The 26,011-nt window shown below is 73.4% G+C and carries 27 protein-coding genes; 4 read left to right on the top strand and 23 right to left on the bottom strand.

All coding sequences use genetic code 11. The annotated features are described in order from the left end of the window. Positions 1-76 precede the first annotated feature (76 nt). Complete coding sequence (locus ABD268_RS09420) at positions 77-2,659, top strand: ATP-binding protein (RefSeq protein ID WP_344150505.1); 2,583 nt, start codon at positions 77-79, stop codon at positions 2,657-2,659. 14 nt (positions 2,660-2,673) lie between these two features. Here the strand turns inward: ABD268_RS09420 and ABD268_RS09415 are convergent, their stop codons facing one another. From ABD268_RS09415 to ABD268_RS09395, 5 genes are all read right to left on the bottom strand, one after another. Continuing rightward, positions 2,674-3,570, bottom strand: coding sequence for a slipin family protein (locus ABD268_RS09415; protein WP_344150502.1), 897 nt, complete (start codon positions 3,568-3,570; stop codon positions 2,674-2,676). A gap of 77 nt (positions 3,571-3,647) precedes the next feature. Then, the gene (locus tag ABD268_RS09410) at positions 3,648-4,583 is read right to left on the bottom strand and encodes a phosphotransferase family protein (RefSeq protein WP_344150499.1); all 936 of its coding nucleotides are present in this window, start codon (positions 4,581-4,583) and stop codon (positions 3,648-3,650) included. A gap of 44 nt (positions 4,584-4,627) precedes the next feature. Next, on the bottom strand, positions 4,628-5,437 hold the full coding sequence (locus tag ABD268_RS09405; RefSeq protein ID WP_344150496.1) for an alpha/beta fold hydrolase: 810 nt from the start codon (positions 5,435-5,437) through the stop codon (positions 4,628-4,630). Between the two features lie 60 nt (positions 5,438-5,497). After that, the gene (locus ABD268_RS09400; RefSeq protein ID WP_344150493.1) at positions 5,498-6,823 is read right to left on the bottom strand and encodes an HNH endonuclease signature motif containing protein; all 1,326 of its coding nucleotides are present in this window, start codon (positions 6,821-6,823) and stop codon (positions 5,498-5,500) included. A 256-nt stretch (positions 6,824-7,079) separates the two neighbouring features. Beyond that, positions 7,080-7,475, bottom strand: a complete 396-nt coding sequence (locus ABD268_RS09395) for a VOC family protein (RefSeq protein ID WP_344150490.1) — start codon at positions 7,473-7,475, stop codon at positions 7,080-7,082. 192 nt (positions 7,476-7,667) lie between these two features. On the opposite strand from ABD268_RS09395, the gene ABD268_RS09390 reads away from it, so the two are divergent. After that, the gene (locus ABD268_RS09390; protein ID WP_344150487.1) at positions 7,668-8,513 is read left to right on the top strand and encodes a class I SAM-dependent methyltransferase; all 846 of its coding nucleotides are present in this window, start codon (positions 7,668-7,670) and stop codon (positions 8,511-8,513) included. A gap of 7 nt (positions 8,514-8,520) precedes the next feature. Here the strand turns inward: ABD268_RS09390 and ABD268_RS09385 are convergent, their stop codons facing one another. Genes ABD268_RS09385 through pyrR form a run of 3 tightly spaced genes read right to left on the bottom strand, consistent with a single transcriptional unit; the run spans position 8,521 to position 11,356 of the window. Then, on the bottom strand, positions 8,521-9,825 hold the full coding sequence (locus ABD268_RS09385; protein ID WP_344150484.1) for a dihydroorotase: 1,305 nt from the start codon (positions 9,823-9,825) through the stop codon (positions 8,521-8,523). Next, a complete protein-coding gene (locus ABD268_RS09380) occupies positions 9,822-10,772 on the bottom strand; it encodes an aspartate carbamoyltransferase catalytic subunit (protein ID WP_344150481.1) in 951 nt (316 codons plus the stop codon). Before ABD268_RS09380 ends, ABD268_RS09385 begins: the two co-directional genes overlap by 4 nt. Then, the gene (pyrR, locus tag ABD268_RS09375) at positions 10,769-11,356 is read right to left on the bottom strand and encodes a bifunctional pyr operon transcriptional regulator/uracil phosphoribosyltransferase PyrR (protein ID WP_344150478.1); all 588 of its coding nucleotides are present in this window, start codon (positions 11,354-11,356) and stop codon (positions 10,769-10,771) included. The genes ABD268_RS09380 and pyrR overlap by 4 nt, the downstream gene beginning before the upstream one ends. Before the next feature lie 220 nt (positions 11,357-11,576). Here pyrR and ABD268_RS09370 point away from each other — a divergent pair, with 220 nt between their 5' ends. Beyond that, positions 11,577-12,176, top strand: coding sequence for a class I SAM-dependent methyltransferase (locus ABD268_RS09370; protein WP_344150475.1), 600 nt, complete (start codon positions 11,577-11,579; stop codon positions 12,174-12,176). 6 nt (positions 12,177-12,182) lie between these two features. On the opposite strand, the gene ABD268_RS09365 is transcribed toward ABD268_RS09370, so the two are convergent. Next, complete coding sequence (locus ABD268_RS09365) at positions 12,183-13,193, bottom strand: NADPH:quinone reductase (protein ID WP_344150472.1); 1,011 nt, start codon at positions 13,191-13,193, stop codon at positions 12,183-12,185. A gap of 59 nt (positions 13,194-13,252) precedes the next feature. Between ABD268_RS09365 and ABD268_RS09360 the strand changes: the two genes are divergently transcribed. Then, complete coding sequence (locus ABD268_RS09360; RefSeq protein WP_344150469.1) at positions 13,253-13,660, top strand: TIGR03618 family F420-dependent PPOX class oxidoreductase; 408 nt, start codon at positions 13,253-13,255, stop codon at positions 13,658-13,660. Positions 13,661-13,700: 40 nt separating this feature from the next. On the opposite strand, the gene ABD268_RS09355 is transcribed toward ABD268_RS09360, so the two are convergent. From ABD268_RS09355 to ABD268_RS09290, 14 genes are all read right to left on the bottom strand, one after another. After that, complete coding sequence (locus tag ABD268_RS09355) at positions 13,701-15,134, bottom strand: hypothetical protein (RefSeq protein ID WP_344150466.1); 1,434 nt, start codon at positions 15,132-15,134, stop codon at positions 13,701-13,703. Positions 15,135-15,216: 82 nt separating this feature from the next. Beyond that, a complete protein-coding gene (locus ABD268_RS09350; protein WP_344150463.1) occupies positions 15,217-15,345 on the bottom strand; it encodes a hypothetical protein in 129 nt (42 codons plus the stop codon). A 50-nt stretch (positions 15,346-15,395) separates the two neighbouring features. Continuing rightward, positions 15,396-16,772, bottom strand: a complete 1,377-nt coding sequence (locus tag ABD268_RS09345; protein WP_344150461.1) for a dihydrolipoyl dehydrogenase family protein — start codon at positions 16,770-16,772, stop codon at positions 15,396-15,398. 30 nt (positions 16,773-16,802) lie between these two features. Beyond that, complete coding sequence (locus tag ABD268_RS09340; RefSeq protein ID WP_344150459.1) at positions 16,803-17,546, bottom strand: DUF1206 domain-containing protein; 744 nt, start codon at positions 17,544-17,546, stop codon at positions 16,803-16,805. A gap of 117 nt (positions 17,547-17,663) precedes the next feature. Beyond that, entirely contained in the window at positions 17,664-19,049 is a 1,386-nt protein-coding gene (locus tag ABD268_RS09335; protein ID WP_344150457.1) for a dihydrolipoyl dehydrogenase family protein, read from the bottom strand. Positions 19,050-19,116: 67 nt separating this feature from the next. After that, entirely contained in the window at positions 19,117-19,524 is a 408-nt protein-coding gene (gene nusB, locus ABD268_RS09330) for a transcription antitermination factor NusB (protein WP_344150454.1), read from the bottom strand. Then, entirely contained in the window at positions 19,524-20,087 is a 564-nt protein-coding gene (gene efp, locus ABD268_RS09325; RefSeq protein WP_344150451.1) for an elongation factor P, read from the bottom strand. The genes nusB and efp overlap by 1 nt, the downstream gene beginning before the upstream one ends. A 135-nt stretch (positions 20,088-20,222) precedes the next feature. Next, entirely contained in the window at positions 20,223-21,026 is an 804-nt protein-coding gene (locus ABD268_RS09320; protein ID WP_344150448.1) for an SIMPL domain-containing protein, read from the bottom strand. Between the two features lie 76 nt (positions 21,027-21,102). Continuing rightward, positions 21,103-21,537 carry a type II 3-dehydroquinate dehydratase gene (locus ABD268_RS09315; RefSeq protein WP_344150445.1) on the bottom strand — a complete coding sequence of 145 codons (435 nt, stop codon included), beginning with the start codon at positions 21,535-21,537 and terminating at the stop codon, positions 21,103-21,105. Then, on the bottom strand, positions 21,534-22,646 hold the full coding sequence (aroB, locus tag ABD268_RS09310) for a 3-dehydroquinate synthase (RefSeq protein ID WP_344150442.1): 1,113 nt from the start codon (positions 22,644-22,646) through the stop codon (positions 21,534-21,536). The genes ABD268_RS09315 and aroB overlap by 4 nt, the downstream gene beginning before the upstream one ends. Beyond that, on the bottom strand, positions 22,643-23,131 hold the full coding sequence (locus tag ABD268_RS09305; RefSeq protein ID WP_344150694.1) for a shikimate kinase: 489 nt from the start codon (positions 23,129-23,131) through the stop codon (positions 22,643-22,645). The genes aroB and ABD268_RS09305 overlap by 4 nt, the downstream gene beginning before the upstream one ends. Before the next feature lie 68 nt (positions 23,132-23,199). Further along, on the bottom strand, positions 23,200-24,378 hold the full coding sequence (aroC, locus tag ABD268_RS09300; RefSeq protein ID WP_344150439.1) for a chorismate synthase: 1,179 nt from the start codon (positions 24,376-24,378) through the stop codon (positions 23,200-23,202). Positions 24,379-24,412: 34 nt separating this feature from the next. Next, positions 24,413-25,201 (bottom strand): prepilin peptidase, encoded by a 789-nt coding sequence (locus tag ABD268_RS09295; RefSeq protein ID WP_344150432.1) that lies wholly within the window; start codon positions 25,199-25,201, stop codon positions 24,413-24,415. Further along, positions 25,198-26,010: a shikimate dehydrogenase gene (locus ABD268_RS09290; RefSeq protein ID WP_344150429.1), complete on the bottom strand. Its 813-nt coding sequence runs from the start codon at positions 26,008-26,010 to the stop codon at positions 25,198-25,200. Before ABD268_RS09290 ends, ABD268_RS09295 begins: the two co-directional genes overlap by 4 nt. Between the last annotated feature and the right edge of the window lies 1 nt (position 26,011).

The following is a 26,011-nucleotide window of genomic DNA, read 5'->3' as shown; positions in this document are numbered from 1 at the left end:
CGCCTCACGGGACGGATCGTTAAAGGATGCCGAGCGACCCCGACCCTACCAGCGCGGGCGGCCGTACCATCGAGGCGTGTCCGAGGGCCGGGTGCTCGAGCGGGAGACCGAGCTGGCGACGTTGACCGACGCCGCCCGGCTCGCCGCGGGAGGATCCGGCTCGGTGGTCCTGGTCTCCGGCGAGGCCGGCATCGGCAAGTCCAGCCTGGTGCGCGAGCTGCGCCACGAGCTCCCGCCCGACGCGCGGCTCCTCGTCGGCCAGTGCGACGACCTGGCCACCCCGCGCGTCCTGGGCCCGATCCGGGACCTCGCCGGCAGCGTCGGGCCCGACCTGGCCAGGGCGCTGCGCCACACCGGGGGCCGGGACGCGCTCTTCACCGCGCTGCTCGACGAGCTCGACTGGTCCGGGCACGCCACCGTGCTGGTGGTCGAGGACGTGCACTGGGCCGACGAGGCCACCCTGGACCTCCTGCGCTACCTGGTCCGGCGGGTCGCCGACCTGCCCGCGGTGCTGCTGCTGACCTACCGCGACGACGAGGTGGACGGCGGGCACCCGCTGCGGCGGCTGCTGGCCGGCGCCGCCGGCGCACCGGCGACCCGCCTGCCACTGCGGGCGCTCTCGGCGGCCGCCGTCCGGGACCTGTGTGTCGGCACGAGCGCCGACCCGGACGTGGTCCTCTCGCTGACCGCCGGCAACCCGTTCCTGGTCCGCGAGGTGCTCGAGTCACCGGACGGCGGCGTGCCGGCCAGCGTGGTGGACCTGGTCCTGGCCCGGCTGCACCGGCTGGACCCGTCCACCCGGGACGCCGTCGAGCGGCTCAGCGTCGTGACGTCGACCGTCGACCGGGCCCTGGTGGACGCGCTCGTGCCGGGTGGGCTGACCGCCCTCGCGGCCGCCGAGGACCACGGGCTGCTGGTCGTCGAGCCGCGCCGGGTGTACTTCCGGCACGAGATCACCCGACGCGCGGTCGTCGACGCGCTGCCGGCCGCCCGTCGTACGGCGTTGAACGCGGCAGCGCTCGCGGCCTTCGAGGGGACCGCCGCCGACCCCGCCCAGCTGGTCCACCACGCGGCGGGGGCCGGCGACGTGGCCGCGGTGGTGCGCCACGGCCCGGCGGCCGCGCGCGCCGCTGCCTCGGGGGGCGCGCACCGCGAGGCGGCCGCGCACCTGCGGCTGGTGCTGGGCCATCGCGAGCACTTCCCGGACACCGAGCTGGTCGAGCTGCTGGAGGCCTCGGCCTTCGAGTGCTACACCGTCGGCGACCAGGGCCGCAGCGCGATGACCGACCAAGCCGAGGCGGTGGAGCTGCGCCGGACGCTGGGCGACCCGGTGGCGCTGGGGGCCTCGCTGCGCTGGCTGTCCCGGATCTGCTGGTGGTGCGGCGACCGGCCGGGCGCCGAGGCCGCCGGCGCCGAGGCGGTCGAGGTGCTCACGTCGACAGGCCACCGCCGCGAGCTGGCCCTCGCCTACAGCAACACCTCTCAACTGGCGATGCTGGCGGACCGGTGCGACGAGGCCACCGAGGCGGCCCGGCGGGCCATCGACCTGGCCCGGGAGGTCGACGAGCCGGCGGTCCTGACGCACGCGTTGAACAACCTCGGCACCGCGCTGTGGTCGGGTGGTGACGCGTCGGGGCAGGCGATCGTGGAGCAGGCGCTCGAGGTCGCGGTCGCGCAGGGACTCAGCGAGCACGCCAGCCGGGCCTACTGCAACCTGGCCTGGCAGCTGCTGCTCGACCTGCGACCCCGGGAGGCGGCACGGCACGTCGAGGCGGGCATCCGGCACGCCGAGCAGGCCGAGCACGTCGTGTTCTGGAAGTACCTCCACGTCGAGCGGGGCCTGGTCGCGCTGGCGGACACCCGCTGGGAGGACGCCGTCGCCGACGCCCGGGTCGGGCTGGACGCGACGAACCCCATCCGCTGCACCGCGCTCTTCGTGCTGGGCCGCACCACCCTGCGCACGGGCAACCCCGCGCAGGACCTGGTCGACGAGTGCTGGTCGCTGGGCCAGGCGCTCGACGAGCTCCAGCGCACCGCCCCGGCCGCGGCGCTCGCCTGCGAGGCGGCGTGGCTGCGTGGCGACCTGGCGACGGTCCGCGAGGTCGGCCGGCCGTCGTACGACGAGGCCACCCGGCTCGGGTCGCGCTCGTGGCGGACCGAGCTGGGCCACTGGCTGGTGCTGGCCGGCGAGCGGGTCGACCTGTCCGACCTCGACCACCCGTACGCCGCCCTGGCCCGGGGCGACTGGCGGGCGGCGGCGTCGGGCTGGGAGCGTGCGGGCTATCCCTACGAGGAGGCGACGGCCCTCACCCACGCGCCCGAGGTCGACGTCGCGCTGGACGGGCTGGCGCGCCTCGACGCACTCGGCGCGGTCGCACTGGCGAACCGGGTCAGGGACGACCTGCGCGAGCGCGGCGTCCGCGTCCCCCGCGGCCCGTCGGCCGCCACCCGCGGGAACGTCGGCGGCCTGACCCCGCGCCAGGTCGACGTGCTCGGCCTGGTCGCCCAAGGCCTCTCCAACGCCGAGATCGCCGACCGGCTGGTGCTCTCGGTCCGCACGGTCGACCACCACGTCGCCGCGATCCTGCAGAAGCTCGGCTCCCACACCCGCAGCGAGGCCGTGGGGCGAGCCGCCGAGCTGGGCTGGGCGACGGGCTGAGCTGCCGGGGCATGCTAGTCGAGCTGGACGCGCCCCAGGTCGGGCGCAGGGTCGAGGATGGCTCCGTCTGCTGCCGGCTCCGGGTCCGGGACGGCCCCGTCCGCAGCTGGTTCCCGATCCGGGATGCCGGCCCGCGGCACCGCGGGGTCTGCGGCGTGGGCGGCGGCCTCGAAGTAGCGCAGCAGCTCCACCGGGAACGGCAGCACCAGGGTCGAGTTCCTCTCGGCCGCCACCTCGACCATCGTCTGCATCAGCCGCAGCTGCAGGGCACCCGGGGTCGCGGTCATCGCTGCCGCCGCCTGCGAGAGCTTCTGGGACGCCTGGAACTCACCGTCGGCGGTGATGACCCGGGACCGGCGCTCCCGCTCTGCCTCCGCCTGACGCGACATCGACCGCTTCATCGCCTCGGGCAGCGCGACGTCCTTGATCTCCACGCGGTCGATCTCGATGCCCCAGGGGGCGGCCGGACTGTCGAGCATCACCTCGAGGCCCTGGTTGAGGCGCTCGCGGTTCGACAGCAGGTCGTCGAGCTCGCTCTTGCCGATGATCGACCGCAGCGAGGTCTGCGCCACCTGGGAGATGGCGTACTGGTAGTCCTGCACCTCGACGACCGCCCGCATCGGGTCAGTCACCCGGAAGTAGACGACCGCATCCACCCGCACGGTCACGTTGTCGCGGGTGATGCCGTCCTGCGCCGGGACCGGCATGGTCACGACCTGCATGTTGACCCGCCGCATCCGGTCCGCGAACGGGATCAGCAGGGTCGGACCCGGTCGCCGCACCTCCCGCTGGGCCCGGCCCAGCCGGAACACGACGCCGCGCTCGATCTGCTTGACGACGCGGACGCTGGCCAGCAGGCCCACGGCGACGAGCACGAGCAGTGCCACGAGGACGAGCAGCAGGACGTCCATGACGACCTCCGGGGACGAGTAGTACCTCGTCCTCGAGCGTACGTCGGCCTCCCCGCAGGTCCGCTCCGTCCAGCCCGTCAGAGGGCGAGCGCGACGCGGACCGCCGGCCGCTCGAGCATCCGCGCGCACCACTCGAAGTGCCCGTCGCTGCCAGACGCGCTGAAGCAGTTGCTCGTCGTGAGGGCGTACGCCGCGCGGTAGGCCGCCAGGCGCTCGGGCCTGTGGCCGAACCGGTCCGTGAGCGCCTCGTCGAGGACGGCCTCGGTCTCCGCAGCGCGGGGGCCGTACATGTCGTAGATGCTGGCGGTGACAGCAGCGTCGAAGGCCGGGTCCCCGAGCGTCGTGAGGAAACCGAAGTCGAGCACGGCCTCTGGTGCCGTGGTGTCGTCCACCAGGATGTTGGCCGGGATCAGGTCGCCGTGAACCAGGCTCACCTTTCCCGGCTCCAGTCCTTCGAGCCGATCCACGACCGCCGCGGTGAGGGCGTCGAGCTCCGGCAGCCGGGCCAGCAGCGGTGCGCGGAACCGCTCCACGCGTCGCCTGACCAGCTCGGCCAGTGACCGGGCGAACGGGACCGTGGCGGCCTCGAACGCCCGCTCCCCCTCGAGCACCGGCAGGATGCCCAGGTCCGGGTCCGGGTCGACGGACGCAAGGGCGGCCAGGACGTCCGCCACGCAGGAGACGTCCCGGTCGGTCAGCGTCGGCGAGCTCCCGTCGGCGGTCCACAGCGGCCGGCCTCGCAGCCGTAGCTCGACCGTCGCGTGCTGCCCGTCGAGGGTGAGGACCTGCAGGATCCTCGGGGTGCGGATGCCGGGCGCCGCTGCCGTCACCGCCTCGTAGAAGCGCTGGAGCGCCTCGAGCTCCTGCAGGGTGCGCCGCTGCCAGATCTTGGCGACGCGGTCGCCGCGCAGTGCGACGACGGTCCCCTCCATGCCGGAACCCAGCACCGAGTGCGGCTCCAGGCCGGATCGACGCAGGAGCTCGGTCCACGGGGTCGTCAGGTCCGGCTGCACGGGGCGAGGATGCCATGCGTCACCCGTCGCGGAATCGCGCGCGCTCAGCCGGGGAGGCGCCCCACGGCCTCCGAGACGATCCCGGCGACCACGGCCGGCTGCTCGTTGAGAGTCAGGTGCCCGGCGTCCCGGACCACGCGCAGGCTGACAGTGGGGCAGCTCTCGAGCACTGCGCGCTCGTCGTCGCGGAGCCCGACGTCGTCGCGCTCGCCGAACACCACCCAGGCGGGCGCGCCGGACCGGCAGAGGGCCGGCGCGAGCGTGCCGTGACGCTGGAGGTACTCGAAGTAGCTGCGGATGGCCTGCCGCACGAAGCCCGCGTCGTTCTTCTTCAGCTCCCCCACCAGCACGTTCCGCCGCTCCGCGGACACCTTCACGTTCTTCAGGGCGGGACCGATCATGGCGAGCATGAACCGGAACGGCAGCTGGCCCGACACGGTGGCCATCTGGTCCATGACCCGTAGGAACCGGGACTCGTCCTCCCGGGAGAAGCTCGGCGACAACAGGACCAGCGGACCGGCGAAGCCGCCCGTGCGCGCCATCTCGATGGCGACGTTGGCGCCCAGGCTGTGGCCGACCACGACGTCGCAGCCCAGGTCGCGCACCAGCTCGACGGCCATCCGGCCATAGTGCTCCAGGCTGAGGTCGGCCGGCTCCGGCGTACCTCCGTGGCCGGGGACCGCCGTGACGACCAGCCGCAGCGACACTTCACCAAGCGCACGCTCGGCGACGAGGTCGTCGTAGAACACCGCCGTGCACATCCCGCCGGGCAGCAGAAGGACCGTGTGGGCGGCGTCCGAAGGTCCCGACTCGTGCAGGATCCAGCCCTGGTGCTCCCGTGCGTTGCCGGCCATGGCGCGCCTCATCTCCTCGACGGCACCCCTCATCCACGTTGGCACACGGGCACCTGGGTGTCACTCGCAGCGGCGTCTGCTTCTGATCCACTCGGGTGGTGGGTGCCCGTGTTTGGGTGGTGGGAGGAACTCGGGTCGGCCGTCGTCGGGGTTGAGGCGGACCTGCCAGGGGGTGTGGTGGATGACCCGGTGGTGCTGGCCGCAGAGCAGGACCAGGTTGTCGAGCTTGGTGTGGCCGCCGTCGACCCAGTGGGTGATGTGGTGGGCGTGGCACATGATCGGGGGCCGGGTGCAGCCGGGGAAGGCGCAGTGCCGGTCCCGGCAGACCACGGCCCGCCAGATCGCTGGGGTGACCAGCCGGCTGGTGCGGCCGACGTCGAGGACCTCGCCCTTGCTGCCGAGGGCGACGGGGATGATGTCGGCGTCGCAGGCCAGCCGCCGGATCACCGAGGGCGCCAGCTCGAGCCCGTCATCCGTGACGGCGGGGGTGCCGAGGGTGGCCCAGTCGATCTTCTGGCGCAGCACCTCCAGCGACGTGGTGACGGTGACCCGGGGTCTTGCGCCGTGGCAGTCCGGGGGCAGGTCGGTGTCCAGGGCGTGCTGGGCGGTCGCCACGAGCGCGTCCCAGAGCCGGGCGCCGTGGTCGCGGGGGTCGACGTTCTCCTCGCAGGTCTCGGGGTCGACGGCGGGTTCGGGCTTGGTCAACGGCAGAAACGCGGCCTTGAGGATCGCGGCGTCCTCCACGGTGCCGCGGCCCCGGAGCCGGATCCCGCCGGCGCCGTCCTCGGTGATGGACAGGTGCCGGTGCAAGTGCGCGGCCCGGTCCTCACGGTCCAGGGCCTTCTCGGCGTCACGTTCGGCCTTCTCGGGGTCGACCACCAGCACCAGGCGCTTGGCGGCATGGTGCAGCTCGGTGGCGGTCAGCCGGGACGCCGCCTCCAGCAGCAGCTGTTCGCCCTCCGCCCGGACCGACGGGTTGAGGGGGAGCTTCTCGACCGCGGCCACGATGATCGCGGCCTGCTCCGGGGAGACCCGCCCGGCCAGCAGCCCGGCATGGGTGGCGGTCCGCTCCGTCACCAGGAGCGGGGCCTGCTCGACGGCGCGGTGCCCCTGCCCCCGTTTCATCCCGGCCAGGTGGGTGAACCAGCCGGCGGTCGAGGACCAGGCCAGCTCCTGCTTCGGGACCTTCCGGGCCTCGATCTCGGCCAGCATCGAGGCCTCCAGGCCGGCCAGGTGCGCCCGGAGCGTCTCGGCCTCGGCGACCGCCTCGACCAGCTCCTCCGACGTCTTCGCCGCCCACAGCGCCTCGTCCAGGCAGGCCAGCCGACCGTTCACGTCCGCGACCACCCCGGCCGGGGTGGTGAGGAGATCGGTGGGCTGCTCCATGTCCTGACTCAACCAGAGCCCACCGACAGTCCCGGGCCCCTGACCTGTGCCTATCTCATCAGGTGAGACGCTATGAGAAAAAACTTTCGAACTCTTCGACGGGGCGCCAACCGTGAGCCGGCAGGCGGCCGGACCCCCGAGGAGGCCCCCGCCGTAGCCAGCCAAGACCGCAACCAGAGCAGACCCGCCTGCCGGGGACCGGCCCGAACCCCGAGCGGCCCCCGCCGTACGGCGACGCTCGCAGCCGAGTGCCGCGTTACCTCGCCTCGGGATCAGGCTGGTGGATGCCGAACGTGTTCCCCTCGGGATCGAGGTAGTACCCCTGCCAGGCCATCCCGGTGAGCGCCATCTTCGGCAGCGCAACCTGGCCACCCGCCTCGAGGATGCGGCGTTCGGTCTCGTCGTAGTCACCCACGCCGACGGTGCAGACGAAGGCATTCGTGCCCTGCTGCGCGGCGGGCGCGGGAGCCGGGCGCTGCAGCAGGCCGCCGTTGATGCCGGGCTGGTCCTCGGGACCGGTCACGATCCCCCAGTACGTCGTGCCGGTGAACGCGCCGTAGTCCTCGAAGGACCAGCCGAACGCCGCGCCGTAGAACGCCTTGGCGCGCTCCACGTCGTCGGCCTGGATCTCGAAGTGCACCACGCGGGACATGCAGGACCTCCTCGGTCGGGTTCGGACCGCCAGTCTCACACCGCAGTGGCGGCAGCGCGCGCGGGAACACCCGCTGATGTGGGCAGTCGGTGATCCCGACATGGGCAACCGCTGCGGATCCCGCCCGGCCTGCGACCGCCGTAGAACGGAACCAGGCGGCTCGGAGGGAGCCGCCACCGGAGGAGGATCAGCATGAGCCAGACCAGCCACCCGACCGCCGCCGAGCTCGACGCGGACCGGGCCCTGAAGACCAAGCACCGCGCCATGTGGGCGCTGGGCGACTACCCCGCCGTCGCGTCCGAGGTGATCCCGTCGCTCGGCCCGGTGCTCGTGATGGCGGCCGACGTGCAGCCCGGCGACCGGGTCCTCGACATCGGCGCCGGCTCCGGCAACGTCGCCGTCCCCGCAGCGCGGGCCGGTGGTCACGTGATCGCCTCCGACCTCACCCCCGAGCTGTTCGAGGCCGGACGGGCGTACGCCTCCGCCGAGGGGGTCGACATCGAGTGGCGCGAGGCGGACGCGGAGGGGCTGCCCTTCGCCGAGCACACCTTCGACAAGGTGCTGTCCTGCGTCGGTGTCATGTTCGCGCCCCACCACCGGGCCAGCGCCGACGAGCTCGTGCGCGTGAGCCGGCCCGGCGGGACGATCGGCCTGATCAGCTGGACGCCTGAGGGCTTCATCGGCCAGATGTTCGCGACCATGAAGCCGTACGTCGCGCCGCCGCCGGCCGGGGCGCAGCCCCCGCCGCTGTGGGGGCGCGAGGAGCACGTGCGTGACCTGCTCGGCGACCGTGTCCAGGACGTCACCGCCGAGCGCAGGACGCTGACGGTGGACCGGTTCGCCGACGGCGCGCAGTTCCGCGACTTCTTCAAGGCCACCTACGGGCCCACGATCGCGGCCTACCGCGGCATCGCCGACGACCCGGCCCGGGTGGCCGAGCTCGACGAGGCGCTCGCCCAGCTCGGCGACGCCGCGATCGGGACCGATCGGACCATGGAGTGGGAGTACCTCCTGTTCACCGCCCGCAAGCAGGGGTGAGCGCAGGTCAGGTCAGCTTGCCGTCCAGCACGGTGGCCTTGCCCCGCAGGAACGTGGCGACGACCCGGCCCGGCAGCTCCATCCCGGCGTACGGCGTGTTGCGCGACAGCGACGCCGTCTCCGCGGCCTCGACCGTACGTCGTGCGGCCGGGTCGTAGAGCACCACGTTGGCCGGGGCGCCGACCTCGATCGGGCGACCATGGTCGTCGACCCGGCCGATCCGGGCGGGGGCGTAGGACATCCGCTCGGCCACGCCCGTCCAGTCGAGCCGGCCGGCGTCGACCATCGTCTCCTGCACGATCGACAGCGCGGTCTCGAGGCCGAGCATGCCGAAGGCGGCGGCTGCCCACTCGCAGTCCTTGTCCTCGTGCGGGTGCGGCGCGTGGTCGGTGGCCACGATGTCGATGGTGCCGTCGGCCAGGCCGGCCCGCAGCGCCTCGGCATCGGTCGCCGAGCGCAGCGGTGGGTTGACCTTGTAGATCGGGTCGTAGGTCGCGGCCAGCTCGTCGGTGAGCACGAGGTGGTGGGGGCACGCCTCGGCGGTGACGTCCCAGCCCTTCGACTTCGCCCAGCGCACGATCTCGACCGAGCCGGCCGTGGACACGTGGCAGACGTGCAGGCGGGAACCGACGTGCGCGGCGAGCAGGCAGTCGCGGGCGATGATCGCCTCCTCGGCCACCGCCGGCCAGCCGGCCAGGCCGAGGCGGCCGGAGAGCTCGCCCTCGTTCATCTGCGCACCCTCGGTGAGGCGCGGCTCCTGGGCATGCTGGGCGACGACGCCGTCGAACGCCTTGACGTACTCCAGCGCCCGCCGCATCAGCACCGCGTCGCTCACGCACTTGCCGTCGTCGGAGAAGACCCGGACCCGGGCCGCGGAGTCGGCCATCGCGCCGAGCTCCGCGAGCCGCTCCCCCGCCAGCCCGACGGTGACCGCGCCGACCGGGTAGACGTCGCAGTAACCGGCCTCGCGGCCCAGTCGCCAGACCTGCTCGACGACTCCGGCCGTGTCGGCGACCGGCTCGGTGTTCGCCATCGCGTGCACGGCGGTGAACCCGCCGAGCGCGGCGGCCCGGGTGCCCGACTCCACCGTCTCGGCGTCCTCGCGACCGGGTTCGCGCAGGTGGGTGTGCAGGTCGACCAGCCCGGGCAGGGCGATCAGCCCGGAGGCGTCGATGGTCTCGACCTGCTCGACCGACGACCGCGACTCCGCGGAGAGGCCGGGACCCATCTCCTGGACGACGCCGTCGGCGAGCAGCAGGTCGGTGGGCTCGGCCCCGAGGACCGAGACGTTCTTGACGAGGTAGGTGGTCACTCCGAGAGCCCTTCGGTCGAGACGGCGGGCTGGCTGCCGCCGAGCAGCAGGTACAGGACGGCCATCCGCACGGCGACGCCGTTGGTGACCTGCTCGACGATCACCGACCGGTCCGAGTCGGCGACGTCGGCGGTGATCTCCATGCCGCGGACCATCGGGCCGGGGTGCATGACGATCGTGTGGTCCTGGAGGGTCGCCATCCGGCGACCGTCGAGCCCGTAGCGACGCGAGTACTCGCGCGCGGTCGGGAAGAAGCCGCCGTGCATCCGCTCGCGCTGGACGCGCAGCATCATCACGACGTCGGCCTTCGGCAGCACCGCGTCGAGGTCGTACGACGTCTCCACCGGCCAGCTCTCGATGCCCACCGGCAGCAGCGTGGGCGGCGAGACCAGGGTCACCTCGGCCCCGAGGGTGCGCAGCAGCAGCGCGTTGGACCGGGCCACCCGGCTGTGCAGGACGTCGCCGACGATGGCCACGCGCCGCCCGTCGAGCGAGCCGAGGTGCCGCCACATCGTGAACGCGTCCAGCAGCGCCTGGGTCGGGTGCTCGTGGGTGCCGTCACCGGCGTTGACGACACTCGACCGGACCCAGCCGGAGTTGGCCAGCCGGTGCGGGGCGCCGCTCGCGGAGTGGCGCACGACCACCGCGTCCGCCCCCATCGCCTCCAGCGTCAGCGCGGTGTCCTTGAGGCTCTCACCCTTGGAGAGGGAGGAGCCCTTGGCGGCGAAGTTGATGACGTCGGCGGAGAGCCGCTTGGCCGCCGCCTCGAAGGAGATGCGGGTCCGGGTGGAGTCCTCGAAGAACAGGTTCACCACGGTGCGGCCCCGTAGCGCCGGCAGCTTCTTGATCGGCCGGTCGGCCAGCGAGCGGAGCTCCTCGGCGGTCGTGAGGACGAGCTCGGCGTCGTCACGGCTCAGGTCGGCCGCGCTCAGCAGGTGCCGTTTCATGCGCCCTCTCCTTCGGTCGAGCCCAGGATCGTCACGGCGTCGACCTCGTCGACACCCTGCAGGCGCACCCGCACCCGCTCGACGAGCGAGGTGGGGAGGTTCTTGCCAACGAAGTCGGCGCGGATCGGCAGCTCCCGGTGGCCGCGGTCGACGAGCACCGCCAGCCGCACCGCCTTGGGGCGGCCGATGTCGTTGAGGGCGTCGAGCGCCGCGCGGATCGTGCGGCCCGAGAAGAGCACGTCGTCGACGAGCACCACGGTCCTGCCGTCGATGCCGCCGCTGGGGATCTGGGTGGGGAGCAGCGCGCGGGCCGGCTTCATCCGCAGGTCGTCGCGGTACATCGTGACGTCCAGCGAGCCGACGGGCACGTCGTACCCCTCGACCGAGGCGATGCGCTCGGCGATCCGCTCGGCCAGTGGCACGCCCCGGCTCGGAATCCCGAGGAGCACGAGGTCCGAGCCGCCCTTGTTGCGCTCGAGGATCTCGTGGGAGATGCGGGTCAGCGCCCGACCTATGTCGCGGGCGTCGAGGACGGTGCGACCGTCGTCGGTCGTCTCGTCGGGTGCAGCGTTGGGCGCAGGCATCGAGTGCCGGACCTCCTTCTCCGCCTCACGGGACGGCTCGTTAAAGGATGTCGATCGGGGCCGACCCTACCAGTGCCGCCGGGCCGCGCCCCTGCGGCGACGAGGGCCGCGTGCCGACGATCGGCCCCGCGCCGACGGGACCATCGGCCGTGGGCACGGCAGCCGCACCCCCGCGACCGTGGGACTGTCCACCCGGCTGCGCCGGAACGAGGAGGAGCCCGTGAGCGTCAAGTTCAACCTCGCCTACCGGTTCGGCGTCACGCCGTGGGACAAGGCCGGCGCCGGCAAGGACGAGGCCTTCCAGCGGCTCCTGGACCGCGAGGAGCAGGAGCGGGAGCGGCCGCTGGGGCGGGCGCTCGACCTCGGCTGCGGCACCGGCGAGTACACCCGCCAGCTGGAGAAGCGCGGCTGGCACGCGGTCGGCATCGACAACATCCGCCTCGCGGTCGACATCGCCGAGCGGCGCAGCGGCCCGGAGAGCCGGTACGTCATCGGGGACGTCACCCACCTCAAGGGCAGCGGTGTCGGCACCCACTTCTCGTTCTTCCTCGACGTCGGCTGCTTCAACAACCTCCAGGACGACGACCGGCTGGCCCTCGGTGAGGGCGTCACCGCCCTGGCGAACCCCGGCGCGACCATGCTGCTGCTCTGCACGGCCCCACACCCGACCGTGCTGCACCCACCGGGTGCCGGCCGCGACGCCGTCGAGACGGCCCTGCCGGCCTGGCGGGTCGTGGCGGCCGACCCGGCGGACGGGGCCGGGCTGCCGCACTGGCTGCGTCGGAACTCCCCGACCTGGTACCGGCTCGCGCTGAGCTGAGCCAGTTCAGCCGACGTCGACCAGCACCTTCCCCACGGCGCCGGTCTCCACGGCATCGTGCGCCTCGGCGAGGGACTCCAGCGGGTAGTGGTGCAGCGGCACCCCCGACTCCTCCCCCACCCGCAGGGCTCCGGCCGCCACCGCGGCGTTGATGTCCTCGGCGGCCGCGTCGACGAGGTCCTGGCCCAGCGTGTACAGCAGCACGAACTGGTAGCGCAGGTTCCGCGAGAACGTCGCGCGCAGGGGCAGGGTGACCTCGTCGCCGCCGTTGTTGGCGTAGATCGCGATGGTGCCGCGGATCCGGGTCACCGCCAGGTCGAGGGCGTTGTTCTGCGCGGGGGCCACCTCGACGACGATGTCGACCCCGTCGGGCGCGACCGCGAGAATCTCGGCCTGCGCGTCGGACTCCCGGTAGTTCACCGTGTGGTGCGCACCGGCCGCCTTCGCCAGCCGCGCCTTCTCCTCGCTGCTGATCGTGGTGACGACGGTGGCCCCGGCCCACCGGGCGAGCTGGATGGCCGCGTTGCCGACGGCACCGGCGCCGCCCGCGACCAGGACGACCTTGCCGTCCAGGGCCCCGGGGGACAACCGGCTGGGTCCACCGTCGGACGCGGTGAGGGCACGGTGGGCCGTGACCGCGGGGACCCCCAGGCTCGCGCCGAGGTCGTACGACGCGGCGTCGGGCAGCGGCACCACCCGGGCGGCGGGCTGCACGGTGTACTCCGCGGCCGAGCCGTGGGCCCGCTCGTGCTGGGCGAGGACCAGCCACACCCGCTGCCCGACCTCCAGGCCGGTGACGCCCTCACCGACCGCGTCGACCACACCGGCGCCGTCCTGTCCGGGCGTGACCTCGTCGTACGCCATCGCGGCGCCGCTGCGGAACTTCCAGTCGGTCGGGTTGACGCCGGCCCGGACGACCTTCACCCGCACCTCACCGGGGCCGGGGTCCGGGACCTCCCGGTCTACGACCTCCAGCACCGACGACGGGCCGGTCTCGCGGTACACCACTGCGCGCATTCGTTCGCCTCCGTAGTCTCGACTCCTCGAGCTCCAGTAACCCACAACGAGGAGGATCCATGCCCGAGCTGCCGTTCCCCGACCACGTCCGCGAGCTGCTGACCAAGCCGAACCCCGCGGTCGTCAGCACGCTGCGCTCGGACGGGCAGCCGGTGTCGGTGGCGACGTGGTACCTCCTCGAGGAGGACGGACGGGTGCTTCTGAACATGGACGGCACCCGCGTGCGCCTCCAGCACCTGCGCCGCGACCCCCGGCTGACGCTGACGGCCCTGGACGAGTCCAGCTGGTACACCCACGTCTCGCTGATCGGCCGGGTGGTCGAGATGGCCGACGACGACGCCCTTGCCGACATCGACCGGCTCAGCACCCACTACAACGGCCGGCCCTACCCGAACCGCGAGAGCCCGCGGGTCAGCGCCTGGATGACCGTCGACCGCTGGCACGGCTGGGGTGCCGCCACCAGCTGACGGGCCGGAACAGCGACCGCCCCTCAGAGCCGACCGCCCCTCAGAGCGCCGCGGCCATCCCCGCGCACGCCTTGAGCCACTGCCTCCGGGTGTTGGCCGAGAGCTGGCTGTAGGGCACCACCGAGCCCGAGACCAGCGCCGGGTCGTAGGGCACGCGGTAGACCCCGCGAGTGCGCTGCTGGTAGACGTCGACCAGGTCGTTGGCGAGCTTCGTGTCGACCTGCGCCGAGGGGTCCGAGAGCACCGTGACCGTCTTGTACTTGAGGTTCTGGTAGCCCGCGTCCTGCAGCGCGTCGAGCATCCACAGGCCGCTGTACCCGGTGTCCTCACGCACCGTGCTGGTCACCACCAGCAGGTCCGCGGCCTCGGCCGCGGCCAGCCAGTTCTCGGCCCGCATGTTGTTGCCGGTGTCGACCAGGATCACCCGGTAGAAGCGCTCGAGCAGCCGGTGCACCGCGCCGAAGTCCTGCGCCTTGATCATCCCCGTCACGTCCGGGCGCTCGTCGGAGGCCAGCACGTCGAAGTGGGCGTCGCCCTGCGACCGCACGAACGCGCCGAGGTCGCCGATCCGCGACTGGTAGACGTCGCTGAACCGCTCGAGGTCCTCCAGCAGCTCGCGGGTGGTGTTCCGGTGCGAGCTGCGGGTGCCCCGGATGCCGAGGGTGCCGCGGGTCTCGTTGTTGTCCCACGCGACGACACCACCGCCGCGGACGGTGCCGAAGGTGTAGCCGGCCGCCAGGACACCGGTGGTCTTGGCCGCACCGCCCTTGGGGTTGATGAACGCGATGGTGCGCGGGCCCTCGAAGTCCTTCTGGATCATCGACCGGTCCTGCTCGAAGGAGAGCTCGGCCGGGCCCATCCGCGGGCTGACCAGGCCGCCGCTCCAGCGACGGACCGCACCCCGCCAGCCCCACGTCGCGGGTCCGTTCTCCTGGGACTCGGCCCGGCGGTCGAGGAAGTCGGTGGCCGTCATGAACCGGCGGGGCTCGCCCGTCTGCTCACCGTCGGCGGGGGTGTCGACCGGGGTGCCGGTCGGCGACGGCTGGGTCTCCGGCGCCGCTGCGGGCGAGTCCTGGGCCGGTGGCCAACCGGCCGACGTCCCCGCGCGCTCGGAGCTCCAGGGGGCCGGTGCCGGATGCGGGTCCGGCGGTGCGCTCGGGGCACCGGTCGGCGGGGCACTGGTCGGCGAGACACTGGGCGGACCGCTCGGCGGAGCAGTCGGCGGAGCGCTGGGCGGTTGGGGCGAGCGCCGTGCCGCGGGCGCCGCGGTGCCCGGCATCGGGTCGGTGAGCGGGTCGCCGTACACGGTCCGCTGCGGCGGGCCGGAGGGCGGCTGCGAGCCGGACTGCCGCGCTGCGGAGTAGGCGCCGAGCTCCTCGGCTGTGTAGAGCCGGTCGCTGGTGTCCGACAGGTCGTGGTCGGTGCCCTGACCCCCCGAGTCGGGGTGCGACGGGTCCTGCGGTACCTGCGTCATGCCGTGCTCCTCGATGACAGGGTGGTGGTTCCTCGCGTGCGGGGCCGGGCCGCCGTCGAGCCGGCGGGCGCCAGGCGGTCGGTCACGCGCACAGTCGCTCCGCGGGCACCGGTGGCGTCTGGACCGGGGTGAACGGCTGCGCGTCGGCGGGGGCCAGCGAACCGCTGACCACACGTGCGAGCAGGACGCGCAGGCGCGTGAGCGATGACATGAGCCCACAGTTCCCTCTTGTCCCACACGTCAAACCCGTCCCCTGAGGTGTCAGAGGCCCAGGTCGACAAGGGCCCCGAGCACGACCCGGTGGAAGGTCGGGTAGGCGAAGTGCATCCGGCGCAGCGTGCCCACCGGGATCTCGGCGTGCACGGCGGCGGCCAGCAGCCCGAGGACCTCCCCACCGCTCGGGCCGACGGCCGTCGCGCCGACCAGCACGCCACGTCCCGCGTCGGCGACCAGCTTGACCAGGCCGTCGCCGCCTGGCCCGTGGATCCAGCCGCGGCTGGACCCGCCCAGGTCCGCCGACCCGACCCGGACGTCGAGACGCGCGGCCCGGGCCTGCTCCTCGGTCAGCCCCACCGAGCCCACCTCGGGGTCGGTGAAGGTCACCCGGCTAACCGCCCGGTAGTCCGCCCAGGGACCGTCCTCACCGAGGAGGTCACGCACGGCCACCCCGGCCTGGTAGAGCGAGACGTGGGTGTACTCCCCCTTGCCGGTGATGTCGCCCACCGCCCACAGCCGCTCCCCCGCGCGCATCCGCTCGTCCACCTCCAGGGTCGGCGCCGTGGGGTCGAGCCCCACCGTCTCCAGCCCGAGGTCGTCGAGGTTCGTCCGCCGCCCCGTCGCCACCAGCAGCGCCGACGTGGCCAGGTCCCCGCCATCGGTCCGGATCCGGAAGGCGCCGTCGTGGTCGATCCTCCGGATGTCCACCCCGGTGCGCACCTCGACGCCGTCCGCCCGGAGGGCTCGGGCCACCACGGTGCTCGACTCCGGCTCCTCCGGCCCCAGGATGCGGTCGGCGGTCTCCAGCAACGCCACCGCGACCCCGAACCGCGCGAAGAGCTGGGCGAGCTCGGTCCCGATCGGCCCACCGCCCAGGACGACGAGGCTGTCCGGCAGCTCGGTGACGCGGACGACCTCGCGGTTGGTCCAGTACGGCGTCGCGGCGAGGCCGTCGATCGGCGGGACGCCCGGCTCGGTGCCGGTGTCGAGCACGACACCGCGGGCGGCGGCGTACTCCCGGGGTCCGGAGCCGGTCTCGACGACCACGCGTCCCGGCCCGGCCAGCCGACCGTGACCACGGACCACGCTGACGCCGGCCTCCTCGAGCGGCCGGACGTGCGTGGCGTCGTCCCAGTCGTGGTTGGCATCGCGGATCCGCGCGGCGACGGGCGCCCAGTCCGGGCGGACGTCGACCTCGCCGGCGAGCGCCGCGGCTCGGCGGCTCTCGGCCAGCAGGTCGGCAGCACGGATCGCCAGCTTGGTGGGGGTGCAGCCCGCGAAGGGGCACTCCCCGCCCACCAGGCCGCGCTCGACCGCGACGACGCGCAGGCCCGCTGCGGCCAGCCGCGCCGCGGCGAGCTCGCCACCTGCGCCGAGGCCGACCACCACCACGTCGACGTCAGTGGGCGCTGTCTGGTCCACGCTGTCCGTCGTCCCCCGGGGTCGTCGCGGTCAGCGGGACAGGTGCCGCGCCCGGGCGAAGCAGAACAGCCCGTAGCAGCCGATCCCCACCGCGATCAGACCCAGCAGGTAGGGGCCGAACGGCTGCTGGAGCACCTTGTGCAGCGCGACGTCGAGGCCACCGGACTTCTTGGCGTCGTGGGTCACGGCCGCATAGACGAACAGCCCGCCGACGATCGCGAACGCGATGCCCTTGGCCATGTAGCCGACCTTGCCGAACCAGATGTAGGCGCGACCGGTGTCGCCGCTCTTGCCCTCGGCCGTGAGGTGCTCGCGGAACTTCTCGGTCCAGGCGCGGCGGCCCAGGTTGAGACCGTACGCGATGATCGCGAGGCCGATCAGCCCGACGATCCACTGCCCCGCGGGCCAGCTCATGACCGTGGCGGTGGTGTCGTCCGTGCCGCTCTTCTTCGAGCTCGAGCCGGAGCCCATCGCGATCTTGAGCGCGGTCAGGGCGACCGAGCCGTAGATGATCGCCTTGCCGAGCGAGGTCAGCTGCTTGCGAACCTTCTTGGTGCCCTCCTCGTCGCGGTGGCCGACGGCCGCCTCGAGCAGCCGCCACAGCACGAGGAGGAACATGCCGATCGCCACCAGCCAGATCAGCACGGCGCCGAACGAGCTCTGCGCGAGCTGGTGCAACGCTCCGGTGCTGCTCGCCGACCCGGACTTCTCACCGAACGCCAGCTGCAGTGCCAGCCACGCCACCACGAGGTGCACCACCCCGTAGACGACCATGCCGAAACGAACTCCCCGGTCCACCCACGGGTCGGTGTCCGCCCGTCTCCCCAGTGCAGTCGCCGACTGCTTCATGTCCACCATGAGCGACTTGTACCCACTGGAGTGGGCGGTGAATCACGACAGGTCGGCGAGAGCCGTCTCGATGGCCCGGTGGAAGGTGGGGTAGGCGAAGATCATCGAGCGCAGTGTGTCCGTCGGCACCTGCGCGTGCACCGCCACGGCGAGGAAGCCGAGGATCTCCCCGCCCGCCGGGCCCATCGCCGTCGCCCCGACCAGCACGCCGCGGTCGGCGTCCTCGACCACCTTGATCAGTCCGCGGGCGCCGGGGCCGTGCACGAACCCGCGAGACGACTGCTCGATCGGGGTGCTGCCGGTGCGCACGGTGAGGCCGGCGTCACGGGCCTGGCTCTCGGTCATCCCGACGCCACCCACCTCGGGATCGGTGAAGGTCGTGTGCGGTACGGCGTGGTAGCGCGCCGGCGGTCCGTCCTCGCCGGTGACGTCGCGCAGGGCGATCGCGGACTGGTACATCGACACGTGGGTGAAGGCGCCCTTGCCGGTGACGTCCCCGATCGCCCAGAGCTTCTCCCCCGCCCGCATCCGCTCGTCGACCTCCAGGGTCCGCGCCGCGGGGTCGAGGCCGACGGTCTCGAGGCCGAGGTGGTCGAGGTTCGGCGTCCGCCCGGCCGCCACCAGCAGCTTGTCGGCCGTCAACCGCTCGCCGTCACCCAGGGACACCGTGAACGCCCCGTCGGCGTGCGCGACCGAGCGGATGTCCGCCCCGGTCAGCACCCGGATGCCCTCGCCCACGAAGACGTCCGTCAGGATCTCGGCGGCCTCGGGCTCGTCCGGACCGAGGATCCGGGGGCCCGCCTCCACCACGGTCACCCGGACCCCGAACCGGGCGAAGACCTGGGCGAGCTCGCAGCCGATCGGACCACCGCCGACGACCACCAGCGAGGCCGGGAGCGCGGTGGCACGCACCGCGTCCCGGTTGGTCCAGTACGGCGTACCGGACAGCCCGTCGATCGGCAGCTCGGCCGGGCGGGTGCCGGGGTTGAGCACGACGCCGCGACGTACGACGTACCTCGCCTCCCCGCCGTCGGCCAGCGCCACCCGGACCCGGCCCGGGCCGTCGAGTCGTCCGACGCCGTGGTGGACGGTCACGCCGGCGTCCTCGAGGCGCTTGACCGCGATGGTGTCGTCCCAGCCGCTGGTGGCCTCCTCGTCGAGCCGTCTGGCCACCGGGGCCCAGGACGGCGTGACGACGGCGTCGCCCGCGAGCGTCGAGACCCGTCCCGCCTCGGCCAGCGCGTCCGCGGCCCGGATCATCATCTTCGACGGGATGCAGCCGTAGTAGGGGCACTCACCGCCCACGAGGTGACGGTCGACGACCACCACCTCGAGACCGGCGCCGGCGGCGCCGGAGGCCAGGGCCTCTCCCCCGGGGCCGGCCCCGATCACGACGAGGTCGACGGTGACAGCGTTGTCTGCGCTCATGCTCCTCAGCATGGCCCAGCCGATCAACCCAGCGGACCAACCCAGTGGATCGACCCGGCGGTCGGGATCAGCCCAGCGACGCCTTGTTGCGCATGATGTTGCCCAGGATGCCGTTGACGAACGCCGGCGACTCGTCGGTCGAGAGCTCGCGCACCAGCGCCATCGCCTCGGTCACCGCGACCGGGTCCGGCACGTCGTCGGCGTACAGCAGCTCGAACACCCCGAGCCGCAGCACGTTGCGGTCGACGGCGGGCATCCGCTCCAGCGTCCAGCCCTCGGAGTACTCGGTGAGCAGCTCGTCGATGCGGGCCTGGTGCTCGACGACTCCACGCACCAGCGCGACGGTGTAGGCGTTGGTCGGCGCGTCGCCCTCTGCGATCGCGGTGTCGAGGGCGTCGTTGGCCGACTCACCCCGCACGTCGGAGGCGAAGAGGACGTCGAGGGCGCGCTTGCGGGCCTTGGAACGGGCAGCCATCAGCTGGTGACGCGCCCCAGGTAGGAGGAGTCGCGGGTGTCGACCTTGATCTTCTCGCCGGTGGTGATGAACAGCGGCACCTGGACCGTCGCGCCGGTCTCGACCGTGGCCGGCTTGGTGCCGCCGGTGGAGCGGTCGCCCTGCAGACCCGGCTCGGTGTAGGTCACCTCGAGCTCGACCGACGCGGGGAGCTCGATGTAGAGGACGCGGCCGTCGTTGGTGGCGACGATCGCCTCCTGGTTCTCCAGCATGAAGTTGGCGGCGTCGCCGACGATCTCGGGCGCGACCTCGATCTGGTCGTAGCTCTGCACGTCCATGAAGACGTACGACGTGCCGTCGTTGTAGAGGTACTGCATCGTCCGCTTGTCGACGTTGGCGACCTCGACCTTGACGTCGGCGTTGAACGTCTTGTCGACGGTCTTGCCGGACTCGACGTTCTTCAGCTTGGTGCGCACGACGGCACCGCCCTTGCCGGGCTTGTGGTGCTGGAACCAGATGACCTGCCAGAGCTGGCCGTCGAGGTTGAGCACCATGCCGTTCTTCAGGTCGTTCGTCGTAGCCATGCGCGCGTGTCAGCCTTCAGTCGAGAGGGTCGTGAGTTCGGGTCGGCCACCGTGCCGATGGGGCCCGGGGCAACAGCGTCCGAGTCTATAGGCCGCCCGTCCCCGGCGCCGAACCAGAGCTACGTGCGCCCGGGCTCAGCCCAGCTGCCAGACGACCCGCACGGTCACCGTGAGCCGGTCCTTGCCGGTCCGGATCGGCATCGGCTTCGCGGCGGCGAGGTCCATGACACCGCGGCCGTTCTGCAGCAGGTAGCCCTCCGCGACGTCGGCGCGGCGGGGGGCGCTGACCTCCCGCAGGGTGACCACGTCGCCGAGCTCCCGGCCGGCGGCGGCGGCGTACTGCTCGGCCTTGGTCCGGGCCTCGGCGACCGCGGCGTCGCGCGCCTTCTTCATCGCGGCGTCCGGGTCACCCACCCGGAGCCGGATGTTGCTGACCCGCACGGCGTTGCCCCCGGTGGCCACCGCGGTGCTGACTGCCCGGCCGCCCTGCTCGAGCTCCTTGACCAGGACCGAGGCCCGCTGGGTGACGCGGTAGCCGCGGATCGTGGGCGGGGAGTACTGGTGGTAGTCGTAGACGGGGTACATGGAAAGTCCGGTCGTCTGCACGTCCCCCTTGGCCACCCCGAGGTCCTCGAGCGAGGCCAGCACCCGGTCCATCACCCGGCTCGCGTCGGAGAGCGCGGTGTCGAGGTCCGGGCGCATCAGCCCGACCGCGAGGTCGAAGGAGAGCTGGTCCGGCACGGCGGTGCCCTCCCCGGTGCCGGCCATCGTGAGGGTCCGCGGGTGAGCGTCGTCCGCCGGCGCCACCGGCGCCGCGGCCTGGGCCGGCGACCCGCCGTTGCCGGCGTTGCCCACGAGGTAGGCGCTCAGCAGCGCCAGTGCCACGACCACCGCGAGCAGGATCCCCCGCACGCTCACCGTCACCGTCTTCTCACCCATGCCGACCACGCCTCCCAGTTCGCTGGTGTCGGCGGTTGGACGGCGGCCCGGGCGAGCCGGTTCCCTCGGCGAGGGGTCAGCCGGCGTCGTGGGCGATCCGCTCCAGCGCCATCCGGTAGCCCTGGATGCCGTGCCCGGCGATCACCGCGACGGCGTGCGGCGAGACGACCGAGCTGTGCCGGAACTCCTCCGGCCGCTGGAACGGGTCGGAGATGTGCACCTCGACGAGGGGCGCCTCCAGCTGGGCGCAGGCGTCGTAGATCGCGTACGAGTAGTGCGTCCAGGCCGCAGCGTTCAGCACCACGGGGGTCGCGTCGTCGGCCGCGGCGTTCAGCCAGTCGACCATGACCCCCTCGTGGTTGGTCTGCCGCACCTCCACCTCGAGCCCGATCTCGCTCCCCCACTCCACGCACCGCTCGGCCAGCTCGTCGTGGGTGGTGGTGCCGTAGATCTCCGGCTGACGGCGCCCGAGGCGCCCCAGGTTGGGACCGTTCAGGACCAGCACCTTCATGCGTCCACCTCCTGCTCGCCTCCGGACAGCACGTCGTACGCCGCGCGCAGGTTCTCCTCGGACGGGCCGGCCAGCACGGTCGGGACCGCCAGGTCGGTCAGCACCACGAACCGCAGCTGTGACCCGCGCGCCTTCTTGTCCACCCTCATCGCGGCGTGCAGCTCCTCGAAGGACGCCCCGGAGTACGTCGTGGGCAGGCCGACGTGCGCGAACGCCCGGTGGTGGCGCTCCACGACCTCCGGCGCCAGCGTGCCCGCGCGCCGGGCCAGCTCGGCGACGTACACGCAGCCCAGCGCGACCGCCTCGCCGTGCCGGACCGCGTAGTCCTCCGCGCGCTCGATGGCGTGGGCCATGGTGTGGCCGTAGTTGAGCACCTCGCGGCCGGGGTGGCCGTCCTGGCCGCCGGTCTCCTTCAGGTCGGCCACCACCACGTCGATCTTGACCCGGATCGCCCGCTCGACCAGCTCGCGCAGCACCGGCGAGTCCGCGGTGAGCTCGTCGGGATCGGTGCCCTCCACGAGCGTGAGGATCTCCGGGTCGGCGATGAAGCCGCACTTCACGACCTCGCCGAGGCCGGCCACCAGCTCCGCCCGCGGCAGCGAGCGCAGCGTGGCGAGGTCGCAGAGCACCCCGGCCGGCTCGTGGAACGCCCCGACGAGGTTCTTGCCGCTAGGGGTGTTGACCCCCGTCTTGCCGCCGACCGCGGCGTCGACCATGGCGAGCAGCGTGGTCGGGACGTGGACGACGCGCACCCCACGCAGCCAGGTGGCCGCCACGAAGCCGCCCAGGTCGGTGGTCGCGCCGCCACCCACGGTGACGACGGCGTCGGAGCGGGTGAAGCCCGCCTCGCCCAGCGCGTCCCAGCAGGAGGCCGCCACGGCGGCGGTCTTCGCGCGCTCGCCGTCGGGGATCGGCAGCCGGGTCACCTCGTGGGCGCCGGCCAGCGCGTCGAGGACGGGGCGCGCCAGGTCGGCAAGGGACTCGGGGAAGACCACGCCCACCCGCTGCACGCCGCTGCCCAGCATCGCGGGCAGCCGGCCGGCGAGGTCGGTGCCGACGACGACGTCGTACGGCGAGGCGCCGGCGACCGGCAGCACGGTGTCACTCACGCCTGCTCCTCCCGATCGGCGAGCGTCGCCCGGATCTCCCCGGCGACATCCTCCGGACTGCGCCCGTCGGTGTCCACGACCAGCGTGGCGACCGACTCGTAGACCGGCGTGCGCTCGTCGAGCAGGGCCTTGATCCGGCCGCGGACGTTGCCGAGCAGCAGCGGGCGCGCGCTGCCCAGGCCGACCCGCTTCACCGCGTCGCTGAGGCCGACGCGCAGGAACACGACCGTGTGGCCGGCCAGCCGCGCGCGGGTCGACTGGTCGAGGACCGCGCCACCGCCGAGGGCGAGCACGCCGTCGTGGCCCTCCAGGGCCCGGGCGACCGCGTCGCGCTCCAGCCGCCGGAACTCCGGCTCGCCCGACTCGACGAAGATGTCCGCGACCGTGCGGCCCTCGGCCGCCTCGATGTCCGCGTCGGTGTCGCGGGCGCTCAGCCCCCAGGCCTCGGCCAGCAGGTTCGCCACCGTGGTCTTGCCGGCCCCCATCGGACCGACCAGCACGACCCGCGGTCGGTGATCGAGCTTGTCGAGCCGGTGATCGAGCTCGTCGAGATTCACTTGAACCTCAGCGTGTCCAGGTAGCCCTCGGCGTTGCGCCGCGTCTCGCGCACCGAGTCACCGCCGAACTTCTCCAGCACCGCGTCGGCGAGCACCAGCGCGACCATGGCCTCGGCGACGATGCCGGCCGCCGGCACGGCGCACACGTCCGAGCGCTGGTGGTGGGCGACCGCTTCCTCGCCGGTGGACACGTCGACGGTGCGCAGCGCCCGCGGCACCGTCGCGATCGGCTTCATCGCGGCCCGCACCCGCAGGACCTCACCGGTGGTCATGCCACCCTCGGTGCCACCGGAGCGGCCGCTGGAACGCCGGATCCCCTCGGCGGTGGGGACGATCTCGTCGTGGGCCCGGGAGCCGGGGGTGGCGGCGAGCTCGAAGCCGTCGCCCACCTCGACACCCTTGATCGCCTGGATGCCCATCAGCGCTCCCGCGAGACGGGAGTCGAGCCGGCGGTCCCAGTGCACGTGCGAGCCGAGACCCGGCGGCAGCCCGTGGACCACCACCTCGACGACGCCGCCGAGCGTGTCGCCGTCCTTGTGGGCCTGGTCGATGGCCGCGACCATCGCGGCGCCGGCCTCCGGGTCCAGGCAGCGGACCGGGTCCTCGTCGAGCCGGCCGACGTCCTCGGGCGCCGGCCAGAGGCCCGCGGGTGCCCTCACGCCGCCGAGCTCGATGACGTGGGACACGACGCGCGCCCCCACGGACTGCTCCAGGAAGTTCGAGGCCACCCGGCCCAGCGCCACCCGCGCAGCGGTCTCGCGCGCCGAGGCCCGCTCCAGGATCGGGCGCGCCTCGTCGAAGTCGTACTTCTGCATGCCGGCCAGGTCGGCGTGGCCGGGCCGCGGCCGGGTCAGGGCGGCGTTGCGGGCCAGCGCCTCGAGCTCCACCGGGTCCACCGGGTCGGCCGACATGACCTTCTCCCACTTCGGCCACTCGGTGTTGCCGACCTCGATGGCGACCGGGCCACCCAGGGTCAGGCCGTGCCGGACGCCGCCGACGATCGTGACCTCGTCCTGCTCGAACTTCATCCGGGCGCCCCGGCCGTGGCCGAGCCGCCGCCTGGCCAGGGAGTCCTGGATGTCGGCGGTGGTGACGTTCACGTGGGCCGGGAGCCCCTCGAGGATCGCGACCAGGGACGGTCCGTGGGACTCGCCCGCGGTGAGCCAACGCAGCATGCGGTCAGTGTTTCACGACCGAACCGCTTCGGTTTCAGGCTCCCCCGCCGACGAGATGGCCCCAGATGCCGGCCCCGATCCCGAGGCCGAGTACGGCCCCGACCAGCATCGCGGGGCCGAACGGGTACGCCGTGCGCAGCAGGCTGCGGTCCCGGCGTACCAGCGCGACCACCAGGCCCGGGAGGCCGAACAGCAGGAACGAGGCGTAGGTCCCGACGACCAGCTCCCCCCAACCGAGGTAGGCCAGCTCGAAGCCGAGCAGCGCGGAGAGCCGGACGTCCCCGAAGCCCAGGCCGGCCGAGCGGATCCACCACAGCACCCAGAAGACGGACCGGGCCGCCACCATGCCGATCAGGGCCCGCACGAACGCGTCACCGTCGGCGGTGACCAGGGCACACACGCCGGCCAGCACGATGACCGCCGCGTGGGTCGGCAGCAGCACCCGGCTCGGCAACAGCTTGGTGCGCAGGTCCACGTAGCCGAGCAGGACGCCCACCGGGACGGTCGGCAGCCAGAACAGCAGCGGCCAGCTCCATCCGAGCGCCGCCCCCACGGCCGCCCCCGCGACGGCGGCGACGACCGCCGTCCACCGGGCCAGGCCGGGGCGGGCGGCGAGGTCGACGTAGAGCGCCTTCGGCTCCGCCGCCGGGCCGTCCGCCGGCTCGGGGGCCGGCTGCGACGGCGAGTCGGCCGCGGGCTGCGGCACGGGCTTCGGCGCCGGCTCCGGGATCCGGGCGATGACCGACGGGACAAGGGCGCCGGCGAGACCGCACGCCACCGCCGCGAGCGCCGTCGCGCCCCCCGCGGACTCGAGCACGGTCATCCGGCCCGCCGCTCGGCGAGGGCGTCGACGCCGGCGGTCCGCATCGCCTCGAGCGGCGCCGGGACCCCGGTGAAGAGCTCGAACTGCAGGGCCGCCTGGTGGACCAGCAGGTCCATGCCACCGACCAGCACCCCGTCCGACACCGCTGCGGCGAGCGGGGTCGGCCACGGCTCGTAGAGGACCTCGAAGAGGACCGGCGCGCCGGCGCAGCGGGCCACCAGCCCGGCGTCCTGGGCCGCGGCCGGGACCGTGGACACCACCACCTCACCGCTCACCGGGTCACCGGCGAGCGAGCGGACCTCGACCCGGGGGGCCGACGGGTGTCGCGCGATGGCGGCGGCCGCCTCCGCCGCCCGCTCCGGCGAGCGCACCATCAGGGTGACCGTGCGGGCGCCGAGCTCGCAGAGGGCCAGGCCCGTGGAGGCGGCCGTCGCACCACCGCCGAGGACCGTGCCGGCGGTGACCGGGCCGTCGTACCTCTCCCGGACGGCCGCGACCGCCCCGGGCAGGTCGGTGTTGTCGGCCAGCACCACGGCGCCGCCCTCGAGGACCAGGGTGTTGGCCGCGCCCGCCAGGCGCGCGCGGCCGGTGGTCTCGGCCGCCAGCGTGAGCGCCGTCCGCTTCAGCGGCATCGTCAGGGACAGGCCGCGCCAGCTCGCGTCGAGCCCGCCCACGAACGCCGCGAGCCCGCGCTCGTCGACCCGCACCCGCTCGTAGTCCCAGTCCAGCCCGACCGCGGCGTACCCCGCCCGGTGCAGGACCGGCGACAGCGAGTGGGCGATCGGGTCCCCGAGGACGGCGCAGTGCATC

This window comes from Nocardioides koreensis (genome assembly GCF_039531775.1).
Taxonomy (GTDB): Bacteria; Actinomycetota; Actinomycetes; order Propionibacteriales; family Nocardioidaceae; genus Nocardioides; species Nocardioides koreensis.
This window is presented reverse-complemented; position numbering and strand designations above follow the sequence as displayed.

Excerpts from the sequence above, each read along its gene's own strand:
- ABD268_RS09415 (WP_344150502.1), bottom strand. The coding sequence starts at position 3,570 with ATGGACGTCCTGCTGCTCGTCCTCGTGGCACTGCTCGTGCTCGTCGCC.
- ABD268_RS09405 (WP_344150496.1), bottom strand. The coding sequence starts at position 5,437 with ATGGCCGGCAACGCACGGGAGCACCAGGGCTGGATCCTGCACGAGTCG.
- ABD268_RS09400 (WP_344150493.1), bottom strand. The coding sequence starts at position 6,823 with ATGGAGCAGCCCACCGATCTCCTCACCACCCCGGCCGGGGTGGTCGCG.
- ABD268_RS09395 (WP_344150490.1), bottom strand. The coding sequence starts at position 7,475 with ATGTCCCGCGTGGTGCACTTCGAGATCCAGGCCGACGACGTGGAGCGC.
- ABD268_RS09390 (WP_344150487.1), top strand. The coding sequence starts at position 7,668 with ATGAGCCAGACCAGCCACCCGACCGCCGCCGAGCTCGACGCGGACCGG.
- ABD268_RS09380 (WP_344150481.1), bottom strand. The coding sequence starts at position 10,772 with ATGAAACGGCACCTGCTGAGCGCGGCCGACCTGAGCCGTGACGACGCC.
- pyrR (WP_344150478.1), bottom strand. The coding sequence starts at position 11,356 with ATGCCTGCGCCCAACGCTGCACCCGACGAGACGACCGACGACGGTCGC.
- ABD268_RS09365 (WP_344150472.1), bottom strand. The coding sequence starts at position 13,193 with ATGCGCGCAGTGGTGTACCGCGAGACCGGCCCGTCGTCGGTGCTGGAG.
- ABD268_RS09360 (WP_344150469.1), top strand. The coding sequence starts at position 13,253 with ATGCCCGAGCTGCCGTTCCCCGACCACGTCCGCGAGCTGCTGACCAAG.
- ABD268_RS09355 (WP_344150466.1), bottom strand. The coding sequence starts at position 15,134 with ATGACGCAGGTACCGCAGGACCCGTCGCACCCCGACTCGGGGGGTCAG.
- ABD268_RS09350 (WP_344150463.1), bottom strand. The coding sequence starts at position 15,345 with ATGTCATCGCTCACGCGCCTGCGCGTCCTGCTCGCACGTGTGGTCAGC.
- ABD268_RS09340 (WP_344150459.1), bottom strand. The coding sequence starts at position 17,546 with ATGGTCGTCTACGGGGTGGTGCACCTCGTGGTGGCGTGGCTGGCACTG.
- ABD268_RS09335 (WP_344150457.1), bottom strand. The coding sequence starts at position 19,049 with ATGAGCGCAGACAACGCTGTCACCGTCGACCTCGTCGTGATCGGGGCC.
- nusB (WP_344150454.1), bottom strand. The coding sequence starts at position 19,524 with ATGGCTGCCCGTTCCAAGGCCCGCAAGCGCGCCCTCGACGTCCTCTTC.
- efp (WP_344150451.1), bottom strand. The coding sequence starts at position 20,087 with ATGGCTACGACGAACGACCTGAAGAACGGCATGGTGCTCAACCTCGAC.
- ABD268_RS09320 (WP_344150448.1), bottom strand. The coding sequence starts at position 21,026 with ATGGGTGAGAAGACGGTGACGGTGAGCGTGCGGGGGATCCTGCTCGCG.
- ABD268_RS09315 (WP_344150445.1), bottom strand. The coding sequence starts at position 21,537 with ATGAAGGTGCTGGTCCTGAACGGTCCCAACCTGGGGCGCCTCGGGCGC.
- ABD268_RS09305 (WP_344150694.1), bottom strand. The coding sequence starts at position 23,131 with ATGGGGGCCGGCAAGACCACGGTGGCGAACCTGCTGGCCGAGGCCTGG.
- aroC (WP_344150439.1), bottom strand. The coding sequence starts at position 24,378 with ATGCTGCGTTGGCTCACCGCGGGCGAGTCCCACGGACCGTCCCTGGTC.
- ABD268_RS09295 (WP_344150432.1), bottom strand. The coding sequence starts at position 25,201 with ATGACCGTGCTCGAGTCCGCGGGGGGCGCGACGGCGCTCGCGGCGGTG.
- ABD268_RS09290 (WP_344150429.1), bottom strand. The coding sequence starts at position 26,010 with ATGCACTGCGCCGTCCTCGGGGACCCGATCGCCCACTCGCTGTCGCCG.